26 protein-coding genes are annotated in these 17,869 nt (G+C 43.8%); 8 read left to right on the forward strand and 18 right to left on the reverse strand.

What is annotated here, in order from left to right; genetic code table 11:
* Nucleotide 1: 1 nt before the first annotated feature.
* Genes PHI47_RS01230 through folD form a run of 3 tightly spaced genes read right to left on the reverse strand, consistent with a single transcriptional unit; the run spans nt 2 to nt 2,371 of the window.
* Nucleotides 2-679, reverse strand: a complete 678-nt coding sequence (locus PHI47_RS01230) for a site-2 protease family protein (RefSeq protein WP_299932768.1) — start codon at nt 677-679, stop codon at nt 2-4.
* The gene (gene lepB, locus PHI47_RS01235; protein WP_299932771.1) at nt 666-1,502 is read right to left on the reverse strand and encodes a signal peptidase I; all 837 of its coding nucleotides are present in this window, start codon (nt 1,500-1,502) and stop codon (nt 666-668) included. The genes PHI47_RS01230 and lepB overlap by 14 nt, the downstream gene beginning before the upstream one ends.
* Before the next feature lie 8 nt (nt 1,503-1,510).
* Nucleotides 1,511-2,371 carry a bifunctional methylenetetrahydrofolate dehydrogenase/methenyltetrahydrofolate cyclohydrolase FolD gene (folD, locus tag PHI47_RS01240; RefSeq protein ID WP_299932774.1) on the reverse strand — a complete coding sequence of 287 codons (861 nt, stop codon included), beginning with the start codon at nt 2,369-2,371 and terminating at the stop codon, nt 1,511-1,513.
* A 68-nt stretch (nt 2,372-2,439) separates the two neighbouring features.
* Here folD and PHI47_RS01245 point away from each other — a divergent pair, with 68 nt between their 5' ends.
* Together PHI47_RS01245 and PHI47_RS01250 are read left to right on the forward strand one after the other, a co-directional pair.
* Complete coding sequence (locus PHI47_RS01245) at nt 2,440-2,802, forward strand: cytochrome c (protein WP_299932777.1); 363 nt, start codon at nt 2,440-2,442, stop codon at nt 2,800-2,802.
* Entirely contained in the window at nt 2,771-3,703 is a 933-nt protein-coding gene (locus PHI47_RS01250; RefSeq protein WP_299932780.1) for a CoA ester lyase, read from the forward strand. Before PHI47_RS01245 ends, PHI47_RS01250 begins: the two co-directional genes overlap by 32 nt.
* A 1-nt stretch (nt 3,704) precedes the next feature.
* Here PHI47_RS01250 and PHI47_RS01255 read toward each other — a convergent pair whose 3' ends face one another.
* From PHI47_RS01255 to PHI47_RS01290, 8 genes are all read right to left on the reverse strand, one after another.
* Nucleotides 3,705-4,394 carry a hypothetical protein gene (locus PHI47_RS01255; protein WP_299932783.1) on the reverse strand — a complete coding sequence of 230 codons (690 nt, stop codon included), beginning with the start codon at nt 4,392-4,394 and terminating at the stop codon, nt 3,705-3,707.
* A gap of 8 nt (nt 4,395-4,402) precedes the next feature.
* Nucleotides 4,403-5,257 (reverse strand): hypothetical protein, encoded by an 855-nt coding sequence (locus tag PHI47_RS01260; RefSeq protein ID WP_299932786.1) that lies wholly within the window; start codon nt 5,255-5,257, stop codon nt 4,403-4,405.
* A gap of 155 nt (nt 5,258-5,412) precedes the next feature.
* Nucleotides 5,413-6,537: a hypothetical protein gene (locus tag PHI47_RS01265; protein WP_299932789.1), complete on the reverse strand. Its 1,125-nt coding sequence runs from the start codon at nt 6,535-6,537 to the stop codon at nt 5,413-5,415.
* 67 nt (nt 6,538-6,604) lie between these two features.
* Nucleotides 6,605-6,832, reverse strand: a complete 228-nt coding sequence (locus PHI47_RS01270; protein ID WP_299932792.1) for a hypothetical protein — start codon at nt 6,830-6,832, stop codon at nt 6,605-6,607.
* Nucleotides 6,829-7,317 (reverse strand): hypothetical protein, encoded by a 489-nt coding sequence (locus PHI47_RS01275; protein ID WP_299932795.1) that lies wholly within the window; start codon nt 7,315-7,317, stop codon nt 6,829-6,831. Before PHI47_RS01275 ends, PHI47_RS01270 begins: the two co-directional genes overlap by 4 nt.
* A gap of 17 nt (nt 7,318-7,334) precedes the next feature.
* Complete coding sequence (locus PHI47_RS01280; RefSeq protein WP_299932798.1) at nt 7,335-7,934, reverse strand: hypothetical protein; 600 nt, start codon at nt 7,932-7,934, stop codon at nt 7,335-7,337.
* Nucleotides 7,931-8,158 (reverse strand): hypothetical protein, encoded by a 228-nt coding sequence (locus PHI47_RS01285; RefSeq protein WP_299932801.1) that lies wholly within the window; start codon nt 8,156-8,158, stop codon nt 7,931-7,933. Before PHI47_RS01285 ends, PHI47_RS01280 begins: the two co-directional genes overlap by 4 nt.
* Nucleotides 8,151-8,546, reverse strand: coding sequence for a NifB/NifX family molybdenum-iron cluster-binding protein (locus PHI47_RS01290; protein ID WP_299932804.1), 396 nt, complete (start codon nt 8,544-8,546; stop codon nt 8,151-8,153). The genes PHI47_RS01285 and PHI47_RS01290 overlap by 8 nt, the downstream gene beginning before the upstream one ends.
* A 97-nt stretch (nt 8,547-8,643) precedes the next feature.
* Here PHI47_RS01290 and PHI47_RS01295 point away from each other — a divergent pair, with 97 nt between their 5' ends.
* From PHI47_RS01295 to PHI47_RS01320, 6 genes are read left to right on the forward strand one after another with little or no spacing between them, the layout of a single operon-like run.
* The gene (locus PHI47_RS01295) at nt 8,644-9,534 is read left to right on the forward strand and encodes a NifU family protein (RefSeq protein WP_299932807.1); all 891 of its coding nucleotides are present in this window, start codon (nt 8,644-8,646) and stop codon (nt 9,532-9,534) included.
* A 10-nt stretch (nt 9,535-9,544) separates the two neighbouring features.
* The gene (locus PHI47_RS01300; protein WP_299932810.1) at nt 9,545-9,991 is read left to right on the forward strand and encodes a TOBE domain-containing protein; all 447 of its coding nucleotides are present in this window, start codon (nt 9,545-9,547) and stop codon (nt 9,989-9,991) included.
* Nucleotides 9,992-10,001: 10 nt separating this feature from the next.
* Nucleotides 10,002-10,376, forward strand: a complete 375-nt coding sequence (locus PHI47_RS01305) for a 4Fe-4S dicluster domain-containing protein (RefSeq protein ID WP_299932813.1) — start codon at nt 10,002-10,004, stop codon at nt 10,374-10,376.
* A 10-nt stretch (nt 10,377-10,386) separates the two neighbouring features.
* Nucleotides 10,387-10,770 carry a NifB/NifX family molybdenum-iron cluster-binding protein gene (locus PHI47_RS01310; protein ID WP_299932815.1) on the forward strand — a complete coding sequence of 128 codons (384 nt, stop codon included), beginning with the start codon at nt 10,387-10,389 and terminating at the stop codon, nt 10,768-10,770.
* The gene (locus PHI47_RS01315) at nt 10,770-11,165 is read left to right on the forward strand and encodes a 4Fe-4S dicluster domain-containing protein (protein WP_299932819.1); all 396 of its coding nucleotides are present in this window, start codon (nt 10,770-10,772) and stop codon (nt 11,163-11,165) included. Before PHI47_RS01310 ends, PHI47_RS01315 begins: the two co-directional genes overlap by 1 nt.
* Nucleotides 11,166-11,167: 2 nt before the next feature.
* Nucleotides 11,168-11,512 (forward strand): hypothetical protein, encoded by a 345-nt coding sequence (locus tag PHI47_RS01320; protein WP_299932823.1) that lies wholly within the window; start codon nt 11,168-11,170, stop codon nt 11,510-11,512.
* Nucleotides 11,513-11,529: 17 nt separating this feature from the next.
* Here PHI47_RS01320 and PHI47_RS01325 read toward each other — a convergent pair whose 3' ends face one another.
* The 7 genes from PHI47_RS01325 to PHI47_RS01355 are packed head-to-tail and all read right to left on the reverse strand — an operon-like array spanning nt 11,530 to nt 17,842.
* A complete protein-coding gene (locus PHI47_RS01325; RefSeq protein WP_299932826.1) occupies nt 11,530-12,375 on the reverse strand; it encodes a peptidylprolyl isomerase in 846 nt (281 codons plus the stop codon).
* A 17-nt stretch (nt 12,376-12,392) separates the two neighbouring features.
* A complete protein-coding gene (locus PHI47_RS01330; RefSeq protein ID WP_299932830.1) occupies nt 12,393-12,689 on the reverse strand; it encodes a hypothetical protein in 297 nt (98 codons plus the stop codon).
* Between the two features lie 54 nt (nt 12,690-12,743).
* The gene (locus tag PHI47_RS01335; protein WP_299932833.1) at nt 12,744-13,649 is read right to left on the reverse strand and encodes a biotin/lipoyl-binding protein; all 906 of its coding nucleotides are present in this window, start codon (nt 13,647-13,649) and stop codon (nt 12,744-12,746) included.
* Nucleotides 13,650-13,658: 9 nt separating this feature from the next.
* Nucleotides 13,659-13,859 (reverse strand): DUF1656 domain-containing protein, encoded by a 201-nt coding sequence (locus tag PHI47_RS01340; RefSeq protein ID WP_299932835.1) that lies wholly within the window; start codon nt 13,857-13,859, stop codon nt 13,659-13,661.
* Nucleotides 13,850-15,991 (reverse strand): FUSC family protein, encoded by a 2,142-nt coding sequence (locus tag PHI47_RS01345; RefSeq protein WP_299932838.1) that lies wholly within the window; start codon nt 15,989-15,991, stop codon nt 13,850-13,852. Before PHI47_RS01345 ends, PHI47_RS01340 begins: the two co-directional genes overlap by 10 nt.
* Nucleotides 15,978-17,408, reverse strand: a complete 1,431-nt coding sequence (locus PHI47_RS01350; RefSeq protein WP_299932841.1) for an efflux transporter outer membrane subunit — start codon at nt 17,406-17,408, stop codon at nt 15,978-15,980. Before PHI47_RS01350 ends, PHI47_RS01345 begins: the two co-directional genes overlap by 14 nt.
* Nucleotides 17,408-17,842: a MarR family transcriptional regulator gene (locus PHI47_RS01355; protein ID WP_299932844.1), complete on the reverse strand. Its 435-nt coding sequence runs from the start codon at nt 17,840-17,842 to the stop codon at nt 17,408-17,410. The genes PHI47_RS01350 and PHI47_RS01355 overlap by 1 nt, the downstream gene beginning before the upstream one ends.
* Nucleotides 17,843-17,869: the final 27 nt, after the last annotated feature.

Consider the following 17,869-nt stretch of genomic DNA (forward strand, 5'->3'; position numbering starts at 1 on the left):
CTTAGTTTAATAATAAATGTAATACAGCTTCAATCGGCCATATTACCAACGGTATCTTCAGTGGAGTAACCAATATGATGATGATAACAATCATTCCATAAGGTTCGGCTTTGGCGAAAAATTCAGCAACGGCACGAACTTTATATTTTAATGCCAGATAACTTATAAAATGAGACCCGTCAAAACCGGGAATAGGGAGAAGATTGAAGACGGCTAAAACGACGTTGATCAGCATCAGTTTCATAACAAACAAATAGAAGAAAAGATATCCGATTCCATCCGCTTCTGTTGGTTGCGCAAGAGAGAGCAGCATGATTGAAGAGAAGGTTGCTAAAAACAGATTGTAAACGATTCCTGCCAGGCTTACCTGCATTGCCGCATTGTATCCTCCGTTACGGATAACAGTATGGATATTGACGGGAACCGGTTTGGCCCATCCGAATAAAAAACCGCTGGAAGCACCCAGAAGTAAAGGGACAAAATAGGTCATTAAAGGGACGAGGATTGATCCGAACGGATCAATATGGATGAGAGGATTGATGCTGAGTCTTCCGCTGTTTTTTGCGGTATTGTCACCGTATTTATGAGCTACCCATCCGTGCATGATCTCATGGCCGATAATGGCGATGAGCAGTGCGATAATCGCAGCAGGGACTTCGAGCAGATTAATAGAGTTCATGGTCGTTGGCATCTTCGCGTATTCGCTCCGCTACAGCACGGCTTAATGGTACTTTTTGTTCCAAATCGGCAGGTGTTTTTCCGATACGGTCCCAACGTACTTTATAATCGGCATCCAAACTAAAATAGACGAACCATGGGGTTCCCTCGATTAGACCATAGGGAACAGCACCCCAGAATCGGCTGTCATTTGAGTGGTCACGATTGTCTCCCATCATAAAATATTGTCCATCCGGGACAAGAGTAGGGGGGAAGTCAAAAATGAAATCACCGTTTTGAATGAACGCGATGTTTGGGTCGTCTTTGGTGATACGATCATCGTGGTGAATCCCCGGATGTTCTTTGGTATATGGGTCTTTTACCCACAATTTCCCGTCTTGTTCAATAAGCTCGTAGTTTGAAAAGGCTTTTTTGGCGTATTCATCCCCTTCACGCGGGTGAAGATAGAGGACTTTATCTTTTAAAAAGAGTTCATCTCCCGAAAGGGCAACACATCGTTTGACGTAATGGAGCTGTTGGTTGTTCGGGTAGCGGAAGATAATGATATCTCCTCGTTTAGGCTCATCCCCATCGAGGATATGTCCGTCTGTGCCAGGGATAAGGGGGATTTCGAGAAAGGGAATATGGGGTGTTGATATACCGTAGGCAAATTTTTTCGCGAACAGATGATCCCCTATCAGAAGGGAGTCTTTCATCGATCCGCTGGGGATACGAAACGCTTGCGCGACAAAGAAAATAACGAACAAAACGATGATAATCGTCCCAGTCCATGTGTTGGAAAAGCGGTAGGCGCGATGAGCGGCAGTGAATATTTTTTTCTTCATAAGGTGGGTTATTTACTCTCTTCTTTGGCATGAATTTGGGCAGCTTTGAGGGTATTGCTGAGCAACATGGCGATGGTCATCGGTCCGACACCGCCCGGTACAGGGGTAATATACGAAGTTTTAGGGGCAACGGCGTCGTAATCGACGTCTCCGACGAGACGACCGTCAGGGGCACGGTTGATTCCGATATCAATGACGATGGCCTCTTGTTTTACCATATCTTCTTTGATCAGATTAATAACTCCGGCACCGACGAGGACGATGTCGGCTGCAAGGGTGTGTTTTTTCAAGTCGTCGGTGAAGATATGACAGATTTCGATCGTAGCATTGGCGTTCAGTAAGAGTGCTGCCATGGGTTTACCGACAATATTAGAGGCTCCGACGATGCAGCAGTTCTTCCCTTTTGGGTCGATGTTGTACTCTGCCAACAGCTCCATAACACCCAGCGGCGTACAAGGGACGAAGCCGTCCAATCCTGTTGCAAGGCGTCCGACATTATACGGATGGAACCCGTCAACATCTTTTGTCGGGGCAACCACTTCGAGGATTTTCGTTGTATCAATGTGGGAAGGGAGGGGAAGTTGAATCAAAATACCGTCAATATTGGGATTTGTATTCATCATTTCGATGGTTTTGACGATTGCATCTTGGGAGATGTCATCGGGCATTTCATGGGTGACGGAGTAAAATCCGGCACGGTCACACGCCTTTTTTTTCATCCCGACATAGGCTTGACTCGCGGGGTCGTGGCCGACCAAAATCACTGCCAAACCGGGGACTCTTCCGGTCAGAGATTTGAGTTCTTTGGCTCCTGTGGAGACTTTTATTTCGATTTTTTGTGCGAGCGCTTTACCGTCAAGTATTTGCATTTAATCACCGTCAAATTGTTTTTGGGTATGATACCGAGTAAAGACTAATAAACGGTTAAAGGGATCAAGTGCGCGGGTTTTTTGTTCTATTTTTAGCCTTGAGTATATCGCATGCAGAGTCGTTTATTACGAAAGAAGAGTATGCGAGCGGGTTGTATCATAATCCCCGTGGAGTAGGGTGTCAGTTGTGTCACGGTGAGAAAGGCGAAGGGAAACTGATTGCCCGTTATCGGGATGAGGGGGTAATGAAAACCTTTGCCGGGAAGCCGATTAACAAGCTGTCGTTTAAAGAGTTTGATGAAAAGGTTAACAGTCGTATTGTAGGGATGCCTCGCTACTATCTGACTGACAGCGAAATTCAAATTCTCTATTATTATCTCCATCGTGAGGAGTTCCAACGTGCCGCTCAAAAACATCGAAAAGCTCACTGATCTCATCACTTCAGGCAATCTCGAAGCACTTCGAGATTTAGCTATTCCTCAATTTAGACATCAAAATCACACGCAATCATTTCGTTCTGCCATGATGCTCTCACCCCATAACCTCAAACATCTGACCAAAATCCCTACCCTTAGTGCCGAGTGCTTGATGCTTAATCTCGAAGACGGAGTCAGTGCTGAACAAAAACCGTACGCGCTTGCTTTATGCGCGATCGTTTTGTCCTCCAATCCGGTATGTGATAAAAAACTGGTTGTTCGTGTCAATCCGCTCGACGAGGGTGGGGCAGAAGAGATATTGTATCTCAACCCCTTTATGCCTGATGCTATCCGTGTTCCGAAAATACGTTCGGTGCAAGAGGTACATAGAATCCTGACGTTGGTGGATGAGGGGATTGAAATCCATCTCTCCATTGAGACCAAAGAGGCATGGCAGGCGCTTTCACAGCTCGCATTCGACCCAAGGATTAAGGCGTATTATCTGGGAGTTCTCGACCTTTTTGCCGATCTGGGGCTTTCCCAAGCGCTGTTAACCCCTGAGAATCCGACAGCGCAGTATATCCTTGCGCATTTTTTGATTATCTCACGTGCTTGCGGTGTCAAACCGGTCTCTTTTGTCTATCAGGATTACAAAAACAGTGAGGGATTACGAAACTGGCTGGATATGGAAAAACTGATGGGATTTGATGCCAAAGGGTGTATTGCCCCTGCCCAAGTGGAATTGATCCATGAAATTTTCGGCTACAGTGAAGGGGAGATAGAGCGTGCACGTGAGATTGTCTCTCTTTTTGAAGAACATCTATCCAGAGGGATTAGCGGATTTGTGGATGAACGGTACGGCTTTATCGATGAGCCGATTTATAAAGGGGCGTTGGCAGTTTTAAATCCGCGTTAGTTTATTTTACGAGAATCCATACCCGTATCCGAATCAAAGTCGTCTGTTTCGGTCGCGGATATTGCGAATGCGCCAGTTCGATCGTCTCTACTGTCAACTCATCCAATAATGATCCTTCTCTCTCGTTGTACAAAGAAAGCCCCGATATCGAACCGTCAGGGTGGAGATAAAACTCAACGATATTGTTCTCTTTTGTATCTATTTCTTCATCGTATTTACTTTGGAGTAGTCTATTTCCGACGATATCGTTGATTTTTCGAATTTTTTGGAGATTATTGAGCAGGTAGTGTTGCTCAGTAGCCGATAACTCAAAAAACTCGTCTCCGTAGTGATGGAGGATTGATCTGGGCAGCAGGTTTACATCCTCGCGGGTTAATTTTTTTGTATCTTCATCCGTTGGCAGAGATATGGAGCTATTTGTTTCGGTAGGGGTGGAAGATGAGATCAAAACATTTGAAGGTTTTGATGCCACAGGGAGGGTATGGTTTTTTGGGTGGATCAATGCGGTTATAATCGGCTGTGAGAGCAATGGGTTAGAAAATGAAATGGCGATTCGCTTTTCATGGATGGGATGGATAGGCGGAACCGGCGGTGTATGCCGCAGTGAAAAGAAAATAATAGCAAGAAGAAGGATATGAATAGCAATGGCAAGAAGCAATGAAGGGAATAAAAAAGGCTTGGAAGATTGCATAATAGGATTTAGTATCCTGTGAGGTTATACCAAACACGATACCGGATCAGCGTTTTTTGTGAAGGTCGCGGGTACTTGTGATAGGCAGAATTAATGGTCATAATCGTGGTGTCATCCAGTATCGATACTTGTGAATTTTTTAAAAGACGCAAATCAGAGATACTTCCATTGGGATAGAGATAAAATTCAACCATATTGATATCGTTAATACGGAGGTTATCAGGGATTTTGGAACGTCCGAAGTTATCCAAAACCTCTTGTGTAATACGGCGCATGATCTCTTGGTTATCAAGAATGTATTTTTGCTCTCCCTCGGAGAGTTCATTGAATTTATCACCATAGAGCTGTTGAATACTGTCATTGATTTTGGCAGTACTTTTGATATTGGCTGCCGAACCGTCAGGTCTGGAAAGAGTGTCATGAAGACTGAACTCTTTTTTTGAAACCGTTTGATGTTCGATTGTGGCAACACTCTGAGCAACATGACGCTCGAACGCTTTTTTAGGTTCAATAACTGGGATACTGACCGGTGGGGCAGGGGTTATGACCGGTTGTGTTGGTTTTGCCTTCGGTGTCACAGGTTTAGGTGAAAATTGAGCCTGTTTAACTAACTGCTCGCCGTGTGGGATTGGACGTTTGGTAGGGGGTTTTGGGACTTCACTTTTGATAATAGCCTCTTTTTCGATTCCCGGGCGTTCTTTGATCGAGATTTTAAAGCGCTCTTCTTCGGGGTTGGAAGGTTTCATCTCAGGAGGGGGAACGGGTTTAAATTGATCCAATAAAATAAGCAGTAAAATGACAATAAGATGAACCAATAAAGCAATTATTAGTGCGTAAAGAGAAAAAGACTGGGTTCGCTTCATGGTCTCAAAAAGTATTTAGATAAGGCACCTTAGTGCGCAATGATGGGAATTGTATCTAGAATTTCCTAATGGAAGAAGTGTTTCGCATAATATGAAGTTAAGGGCTCCTCATCCTTCGTCAATTATGCGGATGAGGATGGCTGTAAAAGTGATTTTCAGATGGTTATATTTTGATCAGGCTCACTGAGCTGTTGTTCTTCTTCCGGCAATACGTCGGTTGCAGATTTATCCGGGAAAAGTTCTTTCCAATTACGAAATATTTCCATGTAATCAATACTTCCGGAGCTTTTTGGATCGAGTGAAAATTGCGGAGTATTGAAGTTATTCAATAAGGTTATATTTTCAATTCCGAGTGCAAATTTTTCTTCTTTATCCGATGCGTTGACAAGGGCTTGGATGAGTGCAAGTTGACCGTCGGAATTGATACCAAAATCGAAATCTAATTGAATATTCACATTTTCCAGAAGAGGTGCCAGTTGTTTTGGATCACTTAGGAGCATATAGGAACCGTACATCTCTTTGGTAAGCATCGATTCGGAATACATTTTTTGAATTAAGGTATCGGTGATGGTTAATATTAAGGTAATCGATTGATTCCGATCAAGAGAAAGATGTACTTTTTGGAGACTTCCCGAGAGTTTCTCATTAGGTGTCAGAGGTGCATACTGGAAATATGATCCGTTAATATCGCTGAATGCTTTAATCATCCCCTGTTGCGTAGCACTGTTAAGACTACGCACTTTTGTTTCATCAAACTGTTTCATAGACTCTTCGCCCAATAGGGTACTAATAAGCGAGTCGTTGAGATCAAAGCGTATCAGTTTTCCTTCATCTTCTTCTTTCATAGGAAATATTGTGTTTAGAAACGTTTTGCCCATATAGAGAGTTTTCGTTGAATAATCAAATAAAAATGGAAGTTTGATAGATGCTTCTACATTGTCACGGTTGTAATGAAAATCATACGTCGCTTCCGATTTAATGGTATCTGAATAGTCAACAGCACCGTTCATTCGAAGGGAACCGCCACGGATCACATCGATCCCTTTTTGGAGGTAAAGCGAATTTAGAGAGATGTTTTCATCATTGAGGGTATCGTCATCTTTTTTGGGAAAGACTATTTTAGTAATACGTGTTGATGATGTGTAGTTATATCCGGTAGCATCAAATGTTTTATTGAGCGCATTTTTTAGAGATTCATGAGGTGTTTTTGCTGTACAACCTCCGAGTATGAATACGAGTAACACAATTTTGATCATGTTAAGTGCAAGATTAGACAACATAAAAACACTCCTTATAATACGATTAAGTTTGAATTATATCATTAATCATAAGGATAAGATTGTATATTTAAAGATGATCGGAGTAGTCACACGATCCATCAATCTCCATTGTCTCTTGTATAGCACGTTTCAAATCTTCCGCATAAGCGAACAATAATACAGCATCACAACCACATGCGGCGGCGATTTCATCAAGCTCATCTGCATGGATAGAGGGATCACGCAGACGTTTGAACTGATCTGCCGTGATATCGATATGAACGGTACCGCTAAGAGATCGGAGGGTGAGGATCATCCTTCCATGCTCCGCAACGCTTCGTCAATCTGCTCTACTGCCAGCGATTTGGCATTTTCGATCTCTTTGTTATCCCACCAGTATTCAATGATGGCATGTTCAATCTGTTCGATTTGCTCCATTCGGAGATTGGCGAATACTTCATACGAACTAACCTCTTCTTTGCTAATCCCTTTGGATGCGGCAAGCTTATTGAGCGTCTCGATGATACTTTCTTCGAGCGGTTTAGGATTGATTTCCAATCGTGCGTGATCAATCCATGCGCGGATCTCCTCTTCGAGATAATCATGTCCCCACACTTGATAACACAACACACGATTGGTGCTGTAAACGATTTTCTCATCTTCACCCAAAACATCCGATGTTTTTACGGCATCATCGTAAACATATACTTCGATACGCTCATTATCATGTAAGGTGCAGGCACGTTCAAATGCATTGCGTGCATGTTTCAAGATTTCACTTTTTAGGTTTTCATTTATCATTATCAACTCCTTTAATATTAATTCATATAAGGTATATCAAGATTCGAATCACGATCATTTGCTTCGTAATCATAGGTTATTGCTTCACGTATAGAGGCAATTTTTTTCTCCAGTACGATTCTTTGCAAAGGATGGAGAGCCGCTTGATTGATCAGCGATTTGATTGTTGCGCGATAATGCATGGTGATGATCGGATGCCATGTGTGCTGATTTGTATTGATACGTTCGATCAATTCCTGCAATGCATCACGATCATTCACCTCTAAACGCGGCAGCTTACGCATCACGTTCCGTACAAACTGCCTTGTAAAGTAGGGTTCCCCCATCTCTAAAAGTTCAGATGCCGCATCGATATCAGCACTGTTTTCACTGTAGCTGTAGGCGTAACGAAAATGTTCACATACCGCTTCAATGTATTTGGGATAGTGGCGTAATACCATTACCAGATGGGTCAAATCCTGATCGATTAAAACCTGAAAAAGGGTAATCGTATTTTTCCCCATACTCGCCCAGTGAGGTTCACCGCTCTTAACACTGTCTTTATCCAAAATTCGGCGATATTGGTCGATTTCGCTGATATCGGTCAAAAGACGTGCAGAGGATGAAAAACTGCTCATGAGGCTCGTGACGTACCGTTATGATAATCCCACAACCGTTTATAATGGCTGTCCAGCTCTGATAGCGTTGAATCGACCGTGATAAGCTCATTTGTACGTTCGAAGCGTTTGCTGTGGGCTTCATACCATTGTGCCATTTCCGTTTTAAGTGCATTGCGTTTAGCAACAGTTGCGACGATTAAACGGCGTATCTCTTCCATCTCTGAGGTGATGATTTCATTCATGAGTGCACCCACATTCACACGCACCTGCACTGGTCCCGGGATCGAGATAGGTCGAAGCATTGTCTGGAGTGACGCGTATTAAACTTTCGGACAAAGCAACATCGATCGCGCATTTTAAGCTCATCGTCTCTTTTCCTAGCCAATAAACTTCGATTCCTTCACGTACCATTACATGAAACGGACCGTCGCCTAAAAAACCGTACAGTGCCGATTTGGCACCAGATTCAGCGAGGAACGAAGCGGTTTTGATTCCGTTGCCGCACCCTTCATTGGTGATGATAGTGCTTTTTTTCGTGAGCGGATCGACTAATGCAAAAAATTTGGCATTACCGAATAGTTTTGTACTCATCGTATCCGGCGCATCAGTTTCGACGGGAATAGCAATCATATTTGCTCCTTCTGTCTAAATTTTAATAGCAATATGCATTTTCTATTCTTCTATTTAGAATGGCAATTGCAATGTAACTTTCTAAAAAGAGCTGCACATGGAAGAACTTCGAACTCATTATCACTACTTTAGTAATGAAGAGGGCGACGGTTATGAAGTATACAGCTGTGATGTTCCAGAGCTCAAAGGGTATGGCGATACCTATGATGAAGCGATGAACGATTTACGTAGAAATTTAAAACGACATAAGGAGAAGAGTATGGAAGCACAATCATTGATGGAGACAGCTATAGCGGCCTATGATAAAAAAGAATATATGACAGCCAAATCGATTTGGGAAGGTTTGAGTGCTACCAATACGGATGCAATGGTCAATTTGGGAACCATGTATGTTAAAGGATTCGGCGTTCCAAAAAGCATCTCTATCGCATTTACATTATTCGAACGTGCAGCTGCGTATGGACATGAGACCGCTTCGTTTTATATGGGGGGGATGTATGAAAACGGCATCGGTGTCACTGAGGATAAAGCTGAAGCTATCCGTTATTACACCACCGCAGCTGAAGCCAACATGCCGACCGCTCAACTCAAACTCGCCTTATTGTTTCGTGATGAGGATGTTCTAACTTCGATGAAATGGATGATTCGTGCTGCTCATGCAGGGGAAGCTCAAGCGCATTCGTTACTCACTTATGTCAGTAATATGTCACAAGCGACCGACATAAATGTCGCATTTCGAATGATGGATGAATCGTCCCAACGTGCGAAAGTCGAGATGGTTATCGCTGAGAACCTCGCTCCGACACTCGCGAGTGACGGCGGTGGAGTCGAGCTTGTGAACTATATCGGTGGTGATACACCTGAAATTTGGCTCCGTTATTTGGGCGCGTGCTCAGGATGCCATCTCGGACCTACCTCGACAGCGGGGATGATTTTAGAGCAGTTTGAAAACGTTATTGATAAAAAGATTGTTATTTATCTTTGGTAAGGAGTCTATTATGAACTCATTTTCTGCGACGGTTGAAGAGATTAAAAGTGATGAGTTTTTCAGCTGTATCACCGTACGTGCTAATGATATGGAATTAAAACTTCTTAAAACCGAAGTACCTAAATGGCTCCATATCGGTGATGAGGTGGAATGCCGTGTCCAAGAAGCGGCCATCGCTATCTGCAAGGGAGCTAAAGAGGGGAGTGTCTCTATCGAAAACCATCTTTCCGGTGAACTGCAACATTTTCGTAAGGGTTTGGTTCTTAGTGAAGTGAGCGTAAATACTCCTTGCGGAAAACTCAATTCGCTTATTACAACCGATGCCTTCGAGCGGATGGAACTTTGTGAGGGGTGCAATGTTACATTGCTACTTAAAGCAGTGGATATTAAGCTTATGCCGCTTTTAGATTCAACCTCGTACGAAAATTGCAAAGATAAATTATATCAAGCCAACTAAGGAGTAAATTATGGCTGTATTAATAACTGACTTATGTATCAACTGTGACGCCTGTATCGACGAGTGTCCTGTTGCAGCGATTGCAAGTGAGGGTGATTCACCACGTGAAGATTGGGAATATACGTATGTAAAACCTGAAAAATGTATTGAGTGTGTCGGTCATGCTGAAACACCTGCGTGTGCAGCTGCTTGTCCTACAGAAGGATGTATTGTATGGGATATGCCATATACTGCTGATTACAATGACTATTATGTTAACAGCTCTGAGTATGTTATCGGTTCTAGTAAAAAACGCGGATTGTTATCTCCTGAAGTTTCTCCGCAAACATTCCGTGATGATATCTCTATTGCAGCTCGCGAAGCGCGTGAAGCAGTAGCGGTTTAAAGGATAGGTTATGCTAATCGCGTTTGCTTCATCTGATGGTGTAACGGTCAATCAGCATTTTGGATGGTCGAAGAGTTTTGAGCTTTATCGAATCACTGAACAAAGTGCCGAATATGTCAAAACACTGGACAGTTCACATGATGCGATCGAAGATGAACACGAAAAGCTTGCCTACAAAATCAGTACGGTTAAAGAAGCAGACATTATGTACTGTTCTCAAATCGGTCCTACCGCCTCAAAAATGGTATTGGCATCCAAAATATATCCGATGCGCTCAGGAGAGAACGATCGAATCGATGAGACGATTGTGAAACTCCAAGAGCTGTTATTGGGCAATCCGCCGCCGTGGTTGCAGCGCATTGTTCACACCACTAAAGATAAGGAACTACTCTAATGTCTGTAATTATTGATGATACCTGCATCACCTGTGATGCGTGTTTACAACAATGTCCGGTCAATGCGATCGTAGATGATATGAACAATCCGACGGGGAATAAACGTTATTACGTGGCTCCTGAGAAGTGTATCGAGTGTGTCGGTGTGTATGATGATCCGCAATGCGCGGCGATTTGTCCGAGTATCGGATGTATCACGTGGGATATGCCGTATACCAAAGAATTCGATGCCCATTTCCTCAATGGTGAGATGTATAAACTTGGCGAGAAAAACGGTGTTCCTAAATCTCCGGCATTTAGAGAGAAAAAATATCGCAAAGACATTCCGAATGAGATGCGCGGTGTCGGTCATTTCGTTCAAGAAGAGCCTGAGAATCTCGAAGAAGTAGGGTGAGAGTGAAACCGATCGAGAAAGTGGCTAACGATCTCGATACGTTCGCACGTGATTGTGCGGTTACGGTTGCTCTAAAAATTACCGATGATTCGTGTAAGATGGATGATGAACAGCGGGCTATTTTTATGGCTTTGTATGATGCATTGCCGCCTTATACCAGTGAAATGTTTGATGAGGAAGTGTATGTTTTGATTCGCCAAGCGCGTGATCTTCCGAGTGCTTCTTTATTCGCACGTATTAAAAAAGAGCGCGAAATGGCCATGGCCATAATCACGCAAGAGAAAATGAAATCCTTCAAATCCTCTGTTCGGGCTTCTTTATTGATTGCTGAGCTTACGAGCAAATAATTTAAAAATATAAAAGTTTATTTTGAATAAGTTATTTTGGCTTTTTCATGCAATGAAGCCATTTTTTTATCCATAATTGCTTTGAATTTATCCATTTTTAATCGTTCTTCAATGAAATTTTTGACGGTATCAAATCCCAATTTTTTTGCGGCTTTTCTATCTTCGATGTAGATGACATGGTAGCCGAACTGACTTTGTACAGGATACGATGAAAGTGTTCCCGTTTTCATTGCGAAAGCGGCATCATTAAATGACGGAACCATCTGTCCTCTCGGAAAATATCCTAAATCTCCGCCTCTAGCCGCACTCGGTCCGACTGATTTTGATTTGGCCTGAGCAATAAATTCATTTTTTAGTTTTTCACCGCTAAGTGTTTTCAGACTCTTAATAACTGCTTCGGCTTCAAGTTTTGTTTTCAATAAAATGTGACGTGCATGAATTTTTTCTTTATCGATAAATTCGTCAGGATTAGTATCAAAATAGCTCTTAACCTCTTTCGGGTCTATTTTTATCGTTTCAAATTGCTCTTGTTCCCACAGTTTTGCTGCGAGTTGTACCTTTAATTTATTGATGAGGGTTTCGAGCTCTTGCTTATACTCTTTGGATTCAAGCACCCCTGTTTTTTGTGCATCATCATAAACCAACTCTTGGGTAATCATCCCCTCGATAATCCGATGGCGTAATTCGTTTTGTTTATCAGTACTCAGAGAATCAAAACGCCCCTGAGTCCCTTCCATCATTACTTTATTCACTTCCTCAGATGTGATGTCATCACCATTAACCGTTACCAATACAGCCGCCGATAAACTATATCCCATAAGCAACAAGATGCCCATGCTCAACGCGGCATAATATCGTTTCATTTTTCTTTCCCTTCCCCTCAAGGAGTATCGTAAGAGAGTGCCATATTGCTGCACCCGCGTGTTTCTTTAGCACGACACGCTTGCGCGTATAGGGTTGAGGCTTTGTATTTATTCTGAGCTACTCCCACTCCATTTTCATACATATTTCCTAGGTTCAGACATCCCGTGCCGTTACCGTTTTCACATGATTGGGTAAATGCACTGATTGCATCGGTATAACGCTTTTGATCTAATGCCGCTTTGCCCTCAGATAACGCATCAGCGAAACACGCCGTTGCAACTCCTACTATCATTAATCCCACACTCTTTTTCATAATTCAATTTCCTTATTTTCGATTTTTTTAGACTAACTATGACCCGTATGACCATTATTGTTTATGGGCACTCCTTTGATCGGATTTATTCGGGAGAATAGTCACAGAGCAGGTCATTCCTGCGGTGAGATTCATCCCTTTTGGAATATCATCGATATGGATACGTACGGGGATACGCTGAGCCAAACGCACCCAGGTAAAGATCGGATTGACGTTTGCCACTAGCCGTCCGTCGGTTGTGTTATCACGGTCAGCAATCCCACGGGCAATGCTTTCCACATGTCCTTTTAGTACGTATTTAGTCCCCAACATCTTCATTTGTGCTTTGTCTCCGATATGAATGAGAGGGAGTTTGTGCTCCTCAAAATAGCCGTACACCCAAAACGATCCGCCGGTAATGAGGGCAATGCGCTTCTCACCCGCTTGAACATAGTCCCCTTTGCGAAGCAGTAGATTCGATACCCACCCATCAGTTGAAGCGCGAACAGCGGAACGTTCGATATTAAGTTTTTCGGTCTCGACCTGTGCCATCGCCTCTTCGTATTTGGCGCGGGCGATTTGGGTATCGTAGAGAGCGTCATCGCGATTTTCGGCGGATACGACTTCATCATCCGCGGCACTCCGGCGCGAGGATTGATGTTTTTTCATCTCATATTCGGCTTTACGCGTTTGTGCGATCGCTTCTGCCGCAGTGAGCGCATGGTGGAAACGAACCTCGTCAATTTGATACAGCAGATCTCCTTTATGGACGAACTGATTATCCACGACGGCGACACGGCTCACTAATCCCCCGACATCCGGTGCGATCATCACGACATCGGCACGGACACGACCGTCTCGGGTCCATGCGCTGTTCATGTAGTTGTCCCACAACATCACCCCTAAAAATACGGCGAGTGAAACGACTGCAAAAGTGATAGCAAAGCGAAAAAGTTTGGCTAATTTGGTGTTCTTGTTCATAGTGTTCCTTTAACGATAAATGAGTAAGCACGGGATGGTAAAAATGCAGACAAATACGGCTGTGCGAAACAGCCCTGGATGCCAAACATACGTATAAAAGCCGGTATCAGACATAACTCGATCAACCAAAATCTGCACTACGGCACTAAATGCGAAAATAGGGAGCAGTGTCGGCATCTGGATACCGAACAAGGTAATATCTAATGGCATGTGTCCTCCTTGATAAGAGGGAATGTAGTCGAATTTAATACTATCGTGCGTATAAGTGCGAATTCAACGATAAGTATTTCATAACGTTTTAGTTGTCCTCTCTCAGTTGGATAAGAGCCGCTTCGAAGAGAGTTGATCGTTTCATTTAATTCCTCTAGTAATCCTGCCCGACCTGAATCAGAAGGTTCTTCAAAAAAGTCTTTTATTGACTCTAATGCCATAGCCAGAGAGTGAGAATGAAACTGCGGCGATATCCGCTTGAGACTTCGCCGAATAGTTAAAATAGAACGCCCGATCTCTAGTGTCGCAAGAAGCCATTCGAAAACCAAACGGCTGGAACGCATGTTTAGCCTCCCTTGTGTCGAAAACTGTTGAACCAAATCGCGTCCGGTGCTTTCCAGTGCGCTTCTCTCTATCGTTAATTCCCCCTCACACACCCGCACAATCTGACGACGAAGTATTTTTGCTACCCGCTTTTGAGTGAGAGAGCAAGACCAAAAATTGACGAGCAAATAGGCCATCCCGCCAAAGATTACACCGATCAATGCTGCCAAAGAGCTCTCTAAATATTTGGTAGGGTCAATTTTATACATAGGATCAAGTGCGCATTGGCTCATAAACATAAAGACAAACCCGAATGAAAAAATCGCAAGTTTCGGCCGTGTTGTCATCCATCCGACAAAGGCTAAGACCGGAGCAATTAGAATCCCCAAAGTGAGAATATCCGACGTATACGCCGGAATGATAAAAAAGTCATACACTCCGGCGAAGCCGAGGGCTAATACAGAGCCTTTAAAAAAATCTTTGACCCCATCGATGGGACTGGGAAGTGTCCCGAGCAATAATCCGATAACCACCGCCATAGTGATCGTCAGGGTGGCATAAGGCCATGCCGTCCATATCCAAAACATCATGCTCAAAAGCAATACCCCGCTCCCGCGCAATGCCGCCAAAGCAACCAAAACATTATCCGTATGGGTGGAGAAGCGGACAAATCGGCTCAACTCTTTGCTTGCGGCACCGGATTGACGATGTTTCAGTAGTGAAAGATACGTTACACAGTGGTTGTTAAGTTCGTTTAAAAGACGGATAATCAGATAAGCTGCCGATGTATAAGTATCATCATCGCCATATCGCTTTTGCTCTGCCTCATAACGCTCCTGAACGCAGGTTTTAGCTTCTATAAGTTCCCCGATGACACGATTCAAATCCTCAGGATCAACAACGGTATTCGGACGTGTTTGCAAGGCTGACGCGATCGGCGCATACAGATGTTCCAAAGCCTGCAATAACGGTTGTTCTTCCTCTTTGATCGCCGCAATAATACTTTTGAGAGAATGAAATGTCGTAGAGAGATTCATGTACTCATGATTGAGATGGCTGTAATGCTGACGCTCTTTTTGATCGCTTCCGCTCTCATACGCGCTGTTGATTCGCACAGCGTTCAGCCCGACGACACCGCTCGAAAAACGTGATACCGAAGGGTTGGTTTCATCAAATGCCGAAAACACCGCTTCCGGTTCAGCGAGGGTGGAGAGGATATTACCGAAACGTTCCCGCTCAGCCGTGAGAAGCGACTCGGAGAGATGGCGCGGAAAAATGATGTCGCTGATAATCGTAGCACACATGATCCCCACCACCACTTCCGAAAAACGTGAGACTGCGATGTCAAATACCTCCAACGGAGTCTCGATCACGGGGAGAGCTACAATACAGAGGGTATATCCCGCCAAGACAAATCCATACGATTGGAAATTGCGATATTTAAATCCTGCCGCCGTACAAAGACCAATCCAGAGGGCAAAAAAACCGATAAACCAGATAGGGTCCTGCGCAAAAAATCCCATCATTAACAAGGACATCCCCACCCCGACGATGGTTCCGACAACACGATAATAGCTTTTCGAAAACACCAACCCGCTTTGCGGCTGCATCACGATAAAAACGGTAAAAATCGCGGTTCTAGGATCGGGAAGATTGAGTTTCATCGAGATCCATAATGCGATCAATCCCGCAATCGTCGCTTTGACCATGTAGATCAAAATCGGAGCATCGATACTCAGCCATTCGTTGAGTGCTCGTCGCCACGGGAGGGCAAACACTACGTTCATAGAGAGGTTAACGGCTCGCATTGGTATCCTCACGGTATCCGCCCCCCATCGCTTTGATCAGATTGATCTGAAGTTCTGTTTTGGCTTCATTGAGAGAGAGGGTTTCGATTTGTGCTTCCTCTATGATTTTTTTGGCGCCTAGATAGGGGAGCTTATTACTCAACCCAAGCAGTCGCTTTTTATACGCGATTTCCGAATTTGCTTTTTTAGCCGCCATTTCTTCTTCATGGAATTGTCGTTGTAACTCTAAGTATTTGGATTGTTTGAGGAGCAAAACAACCTCATTCGCCGCTTTGATAACAACCCCGTTATAGTCATACACTGAAGCATTGTAATCACTAACGCTGTTTTGTAAATTTGCTTTTCGCATCCCCCAATCGAGCAGGGGGAGGGAGAATGCAACCCCGGCTGATGGAGTATACGACGAGTGATCGAATAATTTCGCCCAGCTAAATGAGGTAAATCCGATAAGCCCGGAGAGGCTTATGTTTGGATAAAACTGTGCTTTGGTCTCTTCTATGGTGTGGCTTTTGCTTAGAGCCGTGTATTTTGCGATGGCAACGTCAGGACGGTGAGCTACGAAGTTCAGCATAACCTCTTTAGGAATGGGAAGATTAAATCCATCATGGATATGGGGAACCTGTAAGGTTTCGGCACGTGAGGGGAGAAATCCGCCCAACACGCACAATGCCTCTTTTTTCCCTTCGATGGAGCGCTGCAGTTTTTCTCGATCCTGTTTGATTCTCGAAAGGGCACTTTTTTTATCATTGATAGCTATGCCATCAATCAGCCCCAGTTTATGTTGTTTTTCCAGTATCTTTATCTCTTCTTTGGTCGTTTGGTCTATGCTGTTTAACACAATCAACTTTTGCTCATCATAGTTCCAAGAGAGATAGGTTTCACACATGGCACTACTAAGAGCGATTTTAGTCGCTTCGATGGCGGCTCGCTGTGCTAGTGCCGTGTTTTGGGCAGCAAGGATACGGGAACTGCGTGCATTCCAAAAGTCAAAATCGTAATCGAGAGATAATTGCGGCTGGTATTGATTATTGGTACTTCCCCCCAGCGGTGCGGGGAAAATATGATTTTCACTGAAACGTTCCCGGATGACGCTCGCATCAGCGGATAGATGGGGGAGATTACGAGATTGGACGGATTCGATAACCGTGTTGGCCTGAGTATATCGCGCTTCGAGGCTTTGTAGACTCGGTGCAGACGATAACGCTTCCTCTATCAGAGAATCGAGTTGCTTATCACCGAAATTTTTCCACCATTCACGTACGAGGAGGCTATCGTTATGATTGAAAAGATCGAGACTTTTTTCCAGATCATTTGTAATAACCGTATCTTGCAACGGGGACGCTTTTTGGATTGCGGGGACGCATCCCAGTAAAAGGAAAGCCGGTAGAAACGTAAGCAGAAGGCTTCGGTAGTCCATTATTTTGTACTTTTGAGATTCTCGTATATCAATTGGAGCATGTGAGAGAGCTCATCTTTTTGTTCGGTGGATAAACCCTGTAACGCTTTATCCATTACCTCTTCACCCATTTTAACGAGCAAATCGCGAAGCTTTTTTCCCTCAGGGGTAATCGTGATGATGTAAGCCCTTCGATCATTCTCTTTGGCGGAACGTTTGACCAGCCCTTTTAACTCCAGTTTATCGAGCATGAGAGTGAGATTGGATTGTTCGAAATAGGTGTCTTGTGCCAGCTCTTTTTGAGTCAGTCCCTCTTTTTCGGACAATCGGATCAGAATAACCCGATGAGCATACGACAGAGCGTACGGTTTGAGCTCTTTATCGAATTCATTTTTGAGTACATTGCGCGCTTTGGCGATAAGAAAGCCTATCGATTTATCGGATTCAAAACTCATAGATGATCCTTTTTGAATAATTTTCGG

The sequence above is a fragment of the Sulfuricurvum sp. genome (assembly GCF_028713855.1).
In the GTDB taxonomy this organism is placed as follows: domain Bacteria; phylum Campylobacterota; class Campylobacteria; order Campylobacterales; family Sulfurimonadaceae; genus Sulfuricurvum.

Coding starts and splice junctions, on each gene's coding strand:
- PHI47_RS01230 (WP_299932768.1), bottom strand. CDS start 679: ATGAACTCTATTAATCTGCTCGAAGTCCCTGCTGCGATTATCGCACTG.
- lepB (WP_299932771.1), bottom strand. CDS start 1,502: ATGAAGAAAAAAATATTCACTGCCGCTCATCGCGCCTACCGCTTTTCC.
- folD (WP_299932774.1), bottom strand. CDS start 2,371: ATGCAAATACTTGACGGTAAAGCGCTCGCACAAAAAATCGAAATAAAA.
- PHI47_RS01255 (WP_299932783.1), bottom strand. CDS start 4,394: ATGCAATCTTCCAAGCCTTTTTTATTCCCTTCATTGCTTCTTGCCATT.
- PHI47_RS01260 (WP_299932786.1), bottom strand. CDS start 5,257: ATGAAGCGAACCCAGTCTTTTTCTCTTTACGCACTAATAATTGCTTTA.
- PHI47_RS01265 (WP_299932789.1), bottom strand. CDS start 6,537: ATGTTGTCTAATCTTGCACTTAACATGATCAAAATTGTGTTACTCGTA.
- PHI47_RS01270 (WP_299932792.1), bottom strand. CDS start 6,832: ATGATCCTCACCCTCCGATCTCTTAGCGGTACCGTTCATATCGATATC.
- PHI47_RS01275 (WP_299932795.1), bottom strand. CDS start 7,317: ATGATAAATGAAAACCTAAAAAGTGAAATCTTGAAACATGCACGCAAT.
- PHI47_RS01280 (WP_299932798.1), bottom strand. CDS start 7,934: ATGAGCAGTTTTTCATCCTCTGCACGTCTTTTGACCGATATCAGCGAA.
- PHI47_RS01285 (WP_299932801.1), bottom strand. CDS start 8,158: ATGAATGAAATCATCACCTCAGAGATGGAAGAGATACGCCGTTTAATC.
- PHI47_RS01290 (WP_299932804.1), bottom strand. CDS start 8,546: ATGATTGCTATTCCCGTCGAAACTGATGCGCCGGATACGATGAGTACA.
- PHI47_RS01295 (WP_299932807.1), top strand. CDS start 8,644: ATGGAAGAACTTCGAACTCATTATCACTACTTTAGTAATGAAGAGGGC.
- PHI47_RS01300 (WP_299932810.1), top strand. CDS start 9,545: ATGAACTCATTTTCTGCGACGGTTGAAGAGATTAAAAGTGATGAGTTT.
- PHI47_RS01305 (WP_299932813.1), top strand. CDS start 10,002: ATGGCTGTATTAATAACTGACTTATGTATCAACTGTGACGCCTGTATC.
- PHI47_RS01310 (WP_299932815.1), top strand. CDS start 10,387: ATGCTAATCGCGTTTGCTTCATCTGATGGTGTAACGGTCAATCAGCAT.
- PHI47_RS01315 (WP_299932819.1), top strand. CDS start 10,770: ATGTCTGTAATTATTGATGATACCTGCATCACCTGTGATGCGTGTTTA.
- PHI47_RS01325 (WP_299932826.1), bottom strand. CDS start 12,375: ATGAAACGATATTATGCCGCGTTGAGCATGGGCATCTTGTTGCTTATG.
- PHI47_RS01330 (WP_299932830.1), bottom strand. CDS start 12,689: ATGAAAAAGAGTGTGGGATTAATGATAGTAGGAGTTGCAACGGCGTGT.
- PHI47_RS01335 (WP_299932833.1), bottom strand. CDS start 13,649: ATGAACAAGAACACCAAATTAGCCAAACTTTTTCGCTTTGCTATCACT.
- PHI47_RS01340 (WP_299932835.1), bottom strand. CDS start 13,859: ATGCCATTAGATATTACCTTGTTCGGTATCCAGATGCCGACACTGCTC.
- PHI47_RS01345 (WP_299932838.1), bottom strand. CDS start 15,991: ATGCGAGCCGTTAACCTCTCTATGAACGTAGTGTTTGCCCTCCCGTGG.
- PHI47_RS01350 (WP_299932841.1), bottom strand. CDS start 17,408: ATGGACTACCGAAGCCTTCTGCTTACGTTTCTACCGGCTTTCCTTTTA.
- PHI47_RS01355 (WP_299932844.1), bottom strand. CDS start 17,842: ATGAGTTTTGAATCCGATAAATCGATAGGCTTTCTTATCGCCAAAGCG.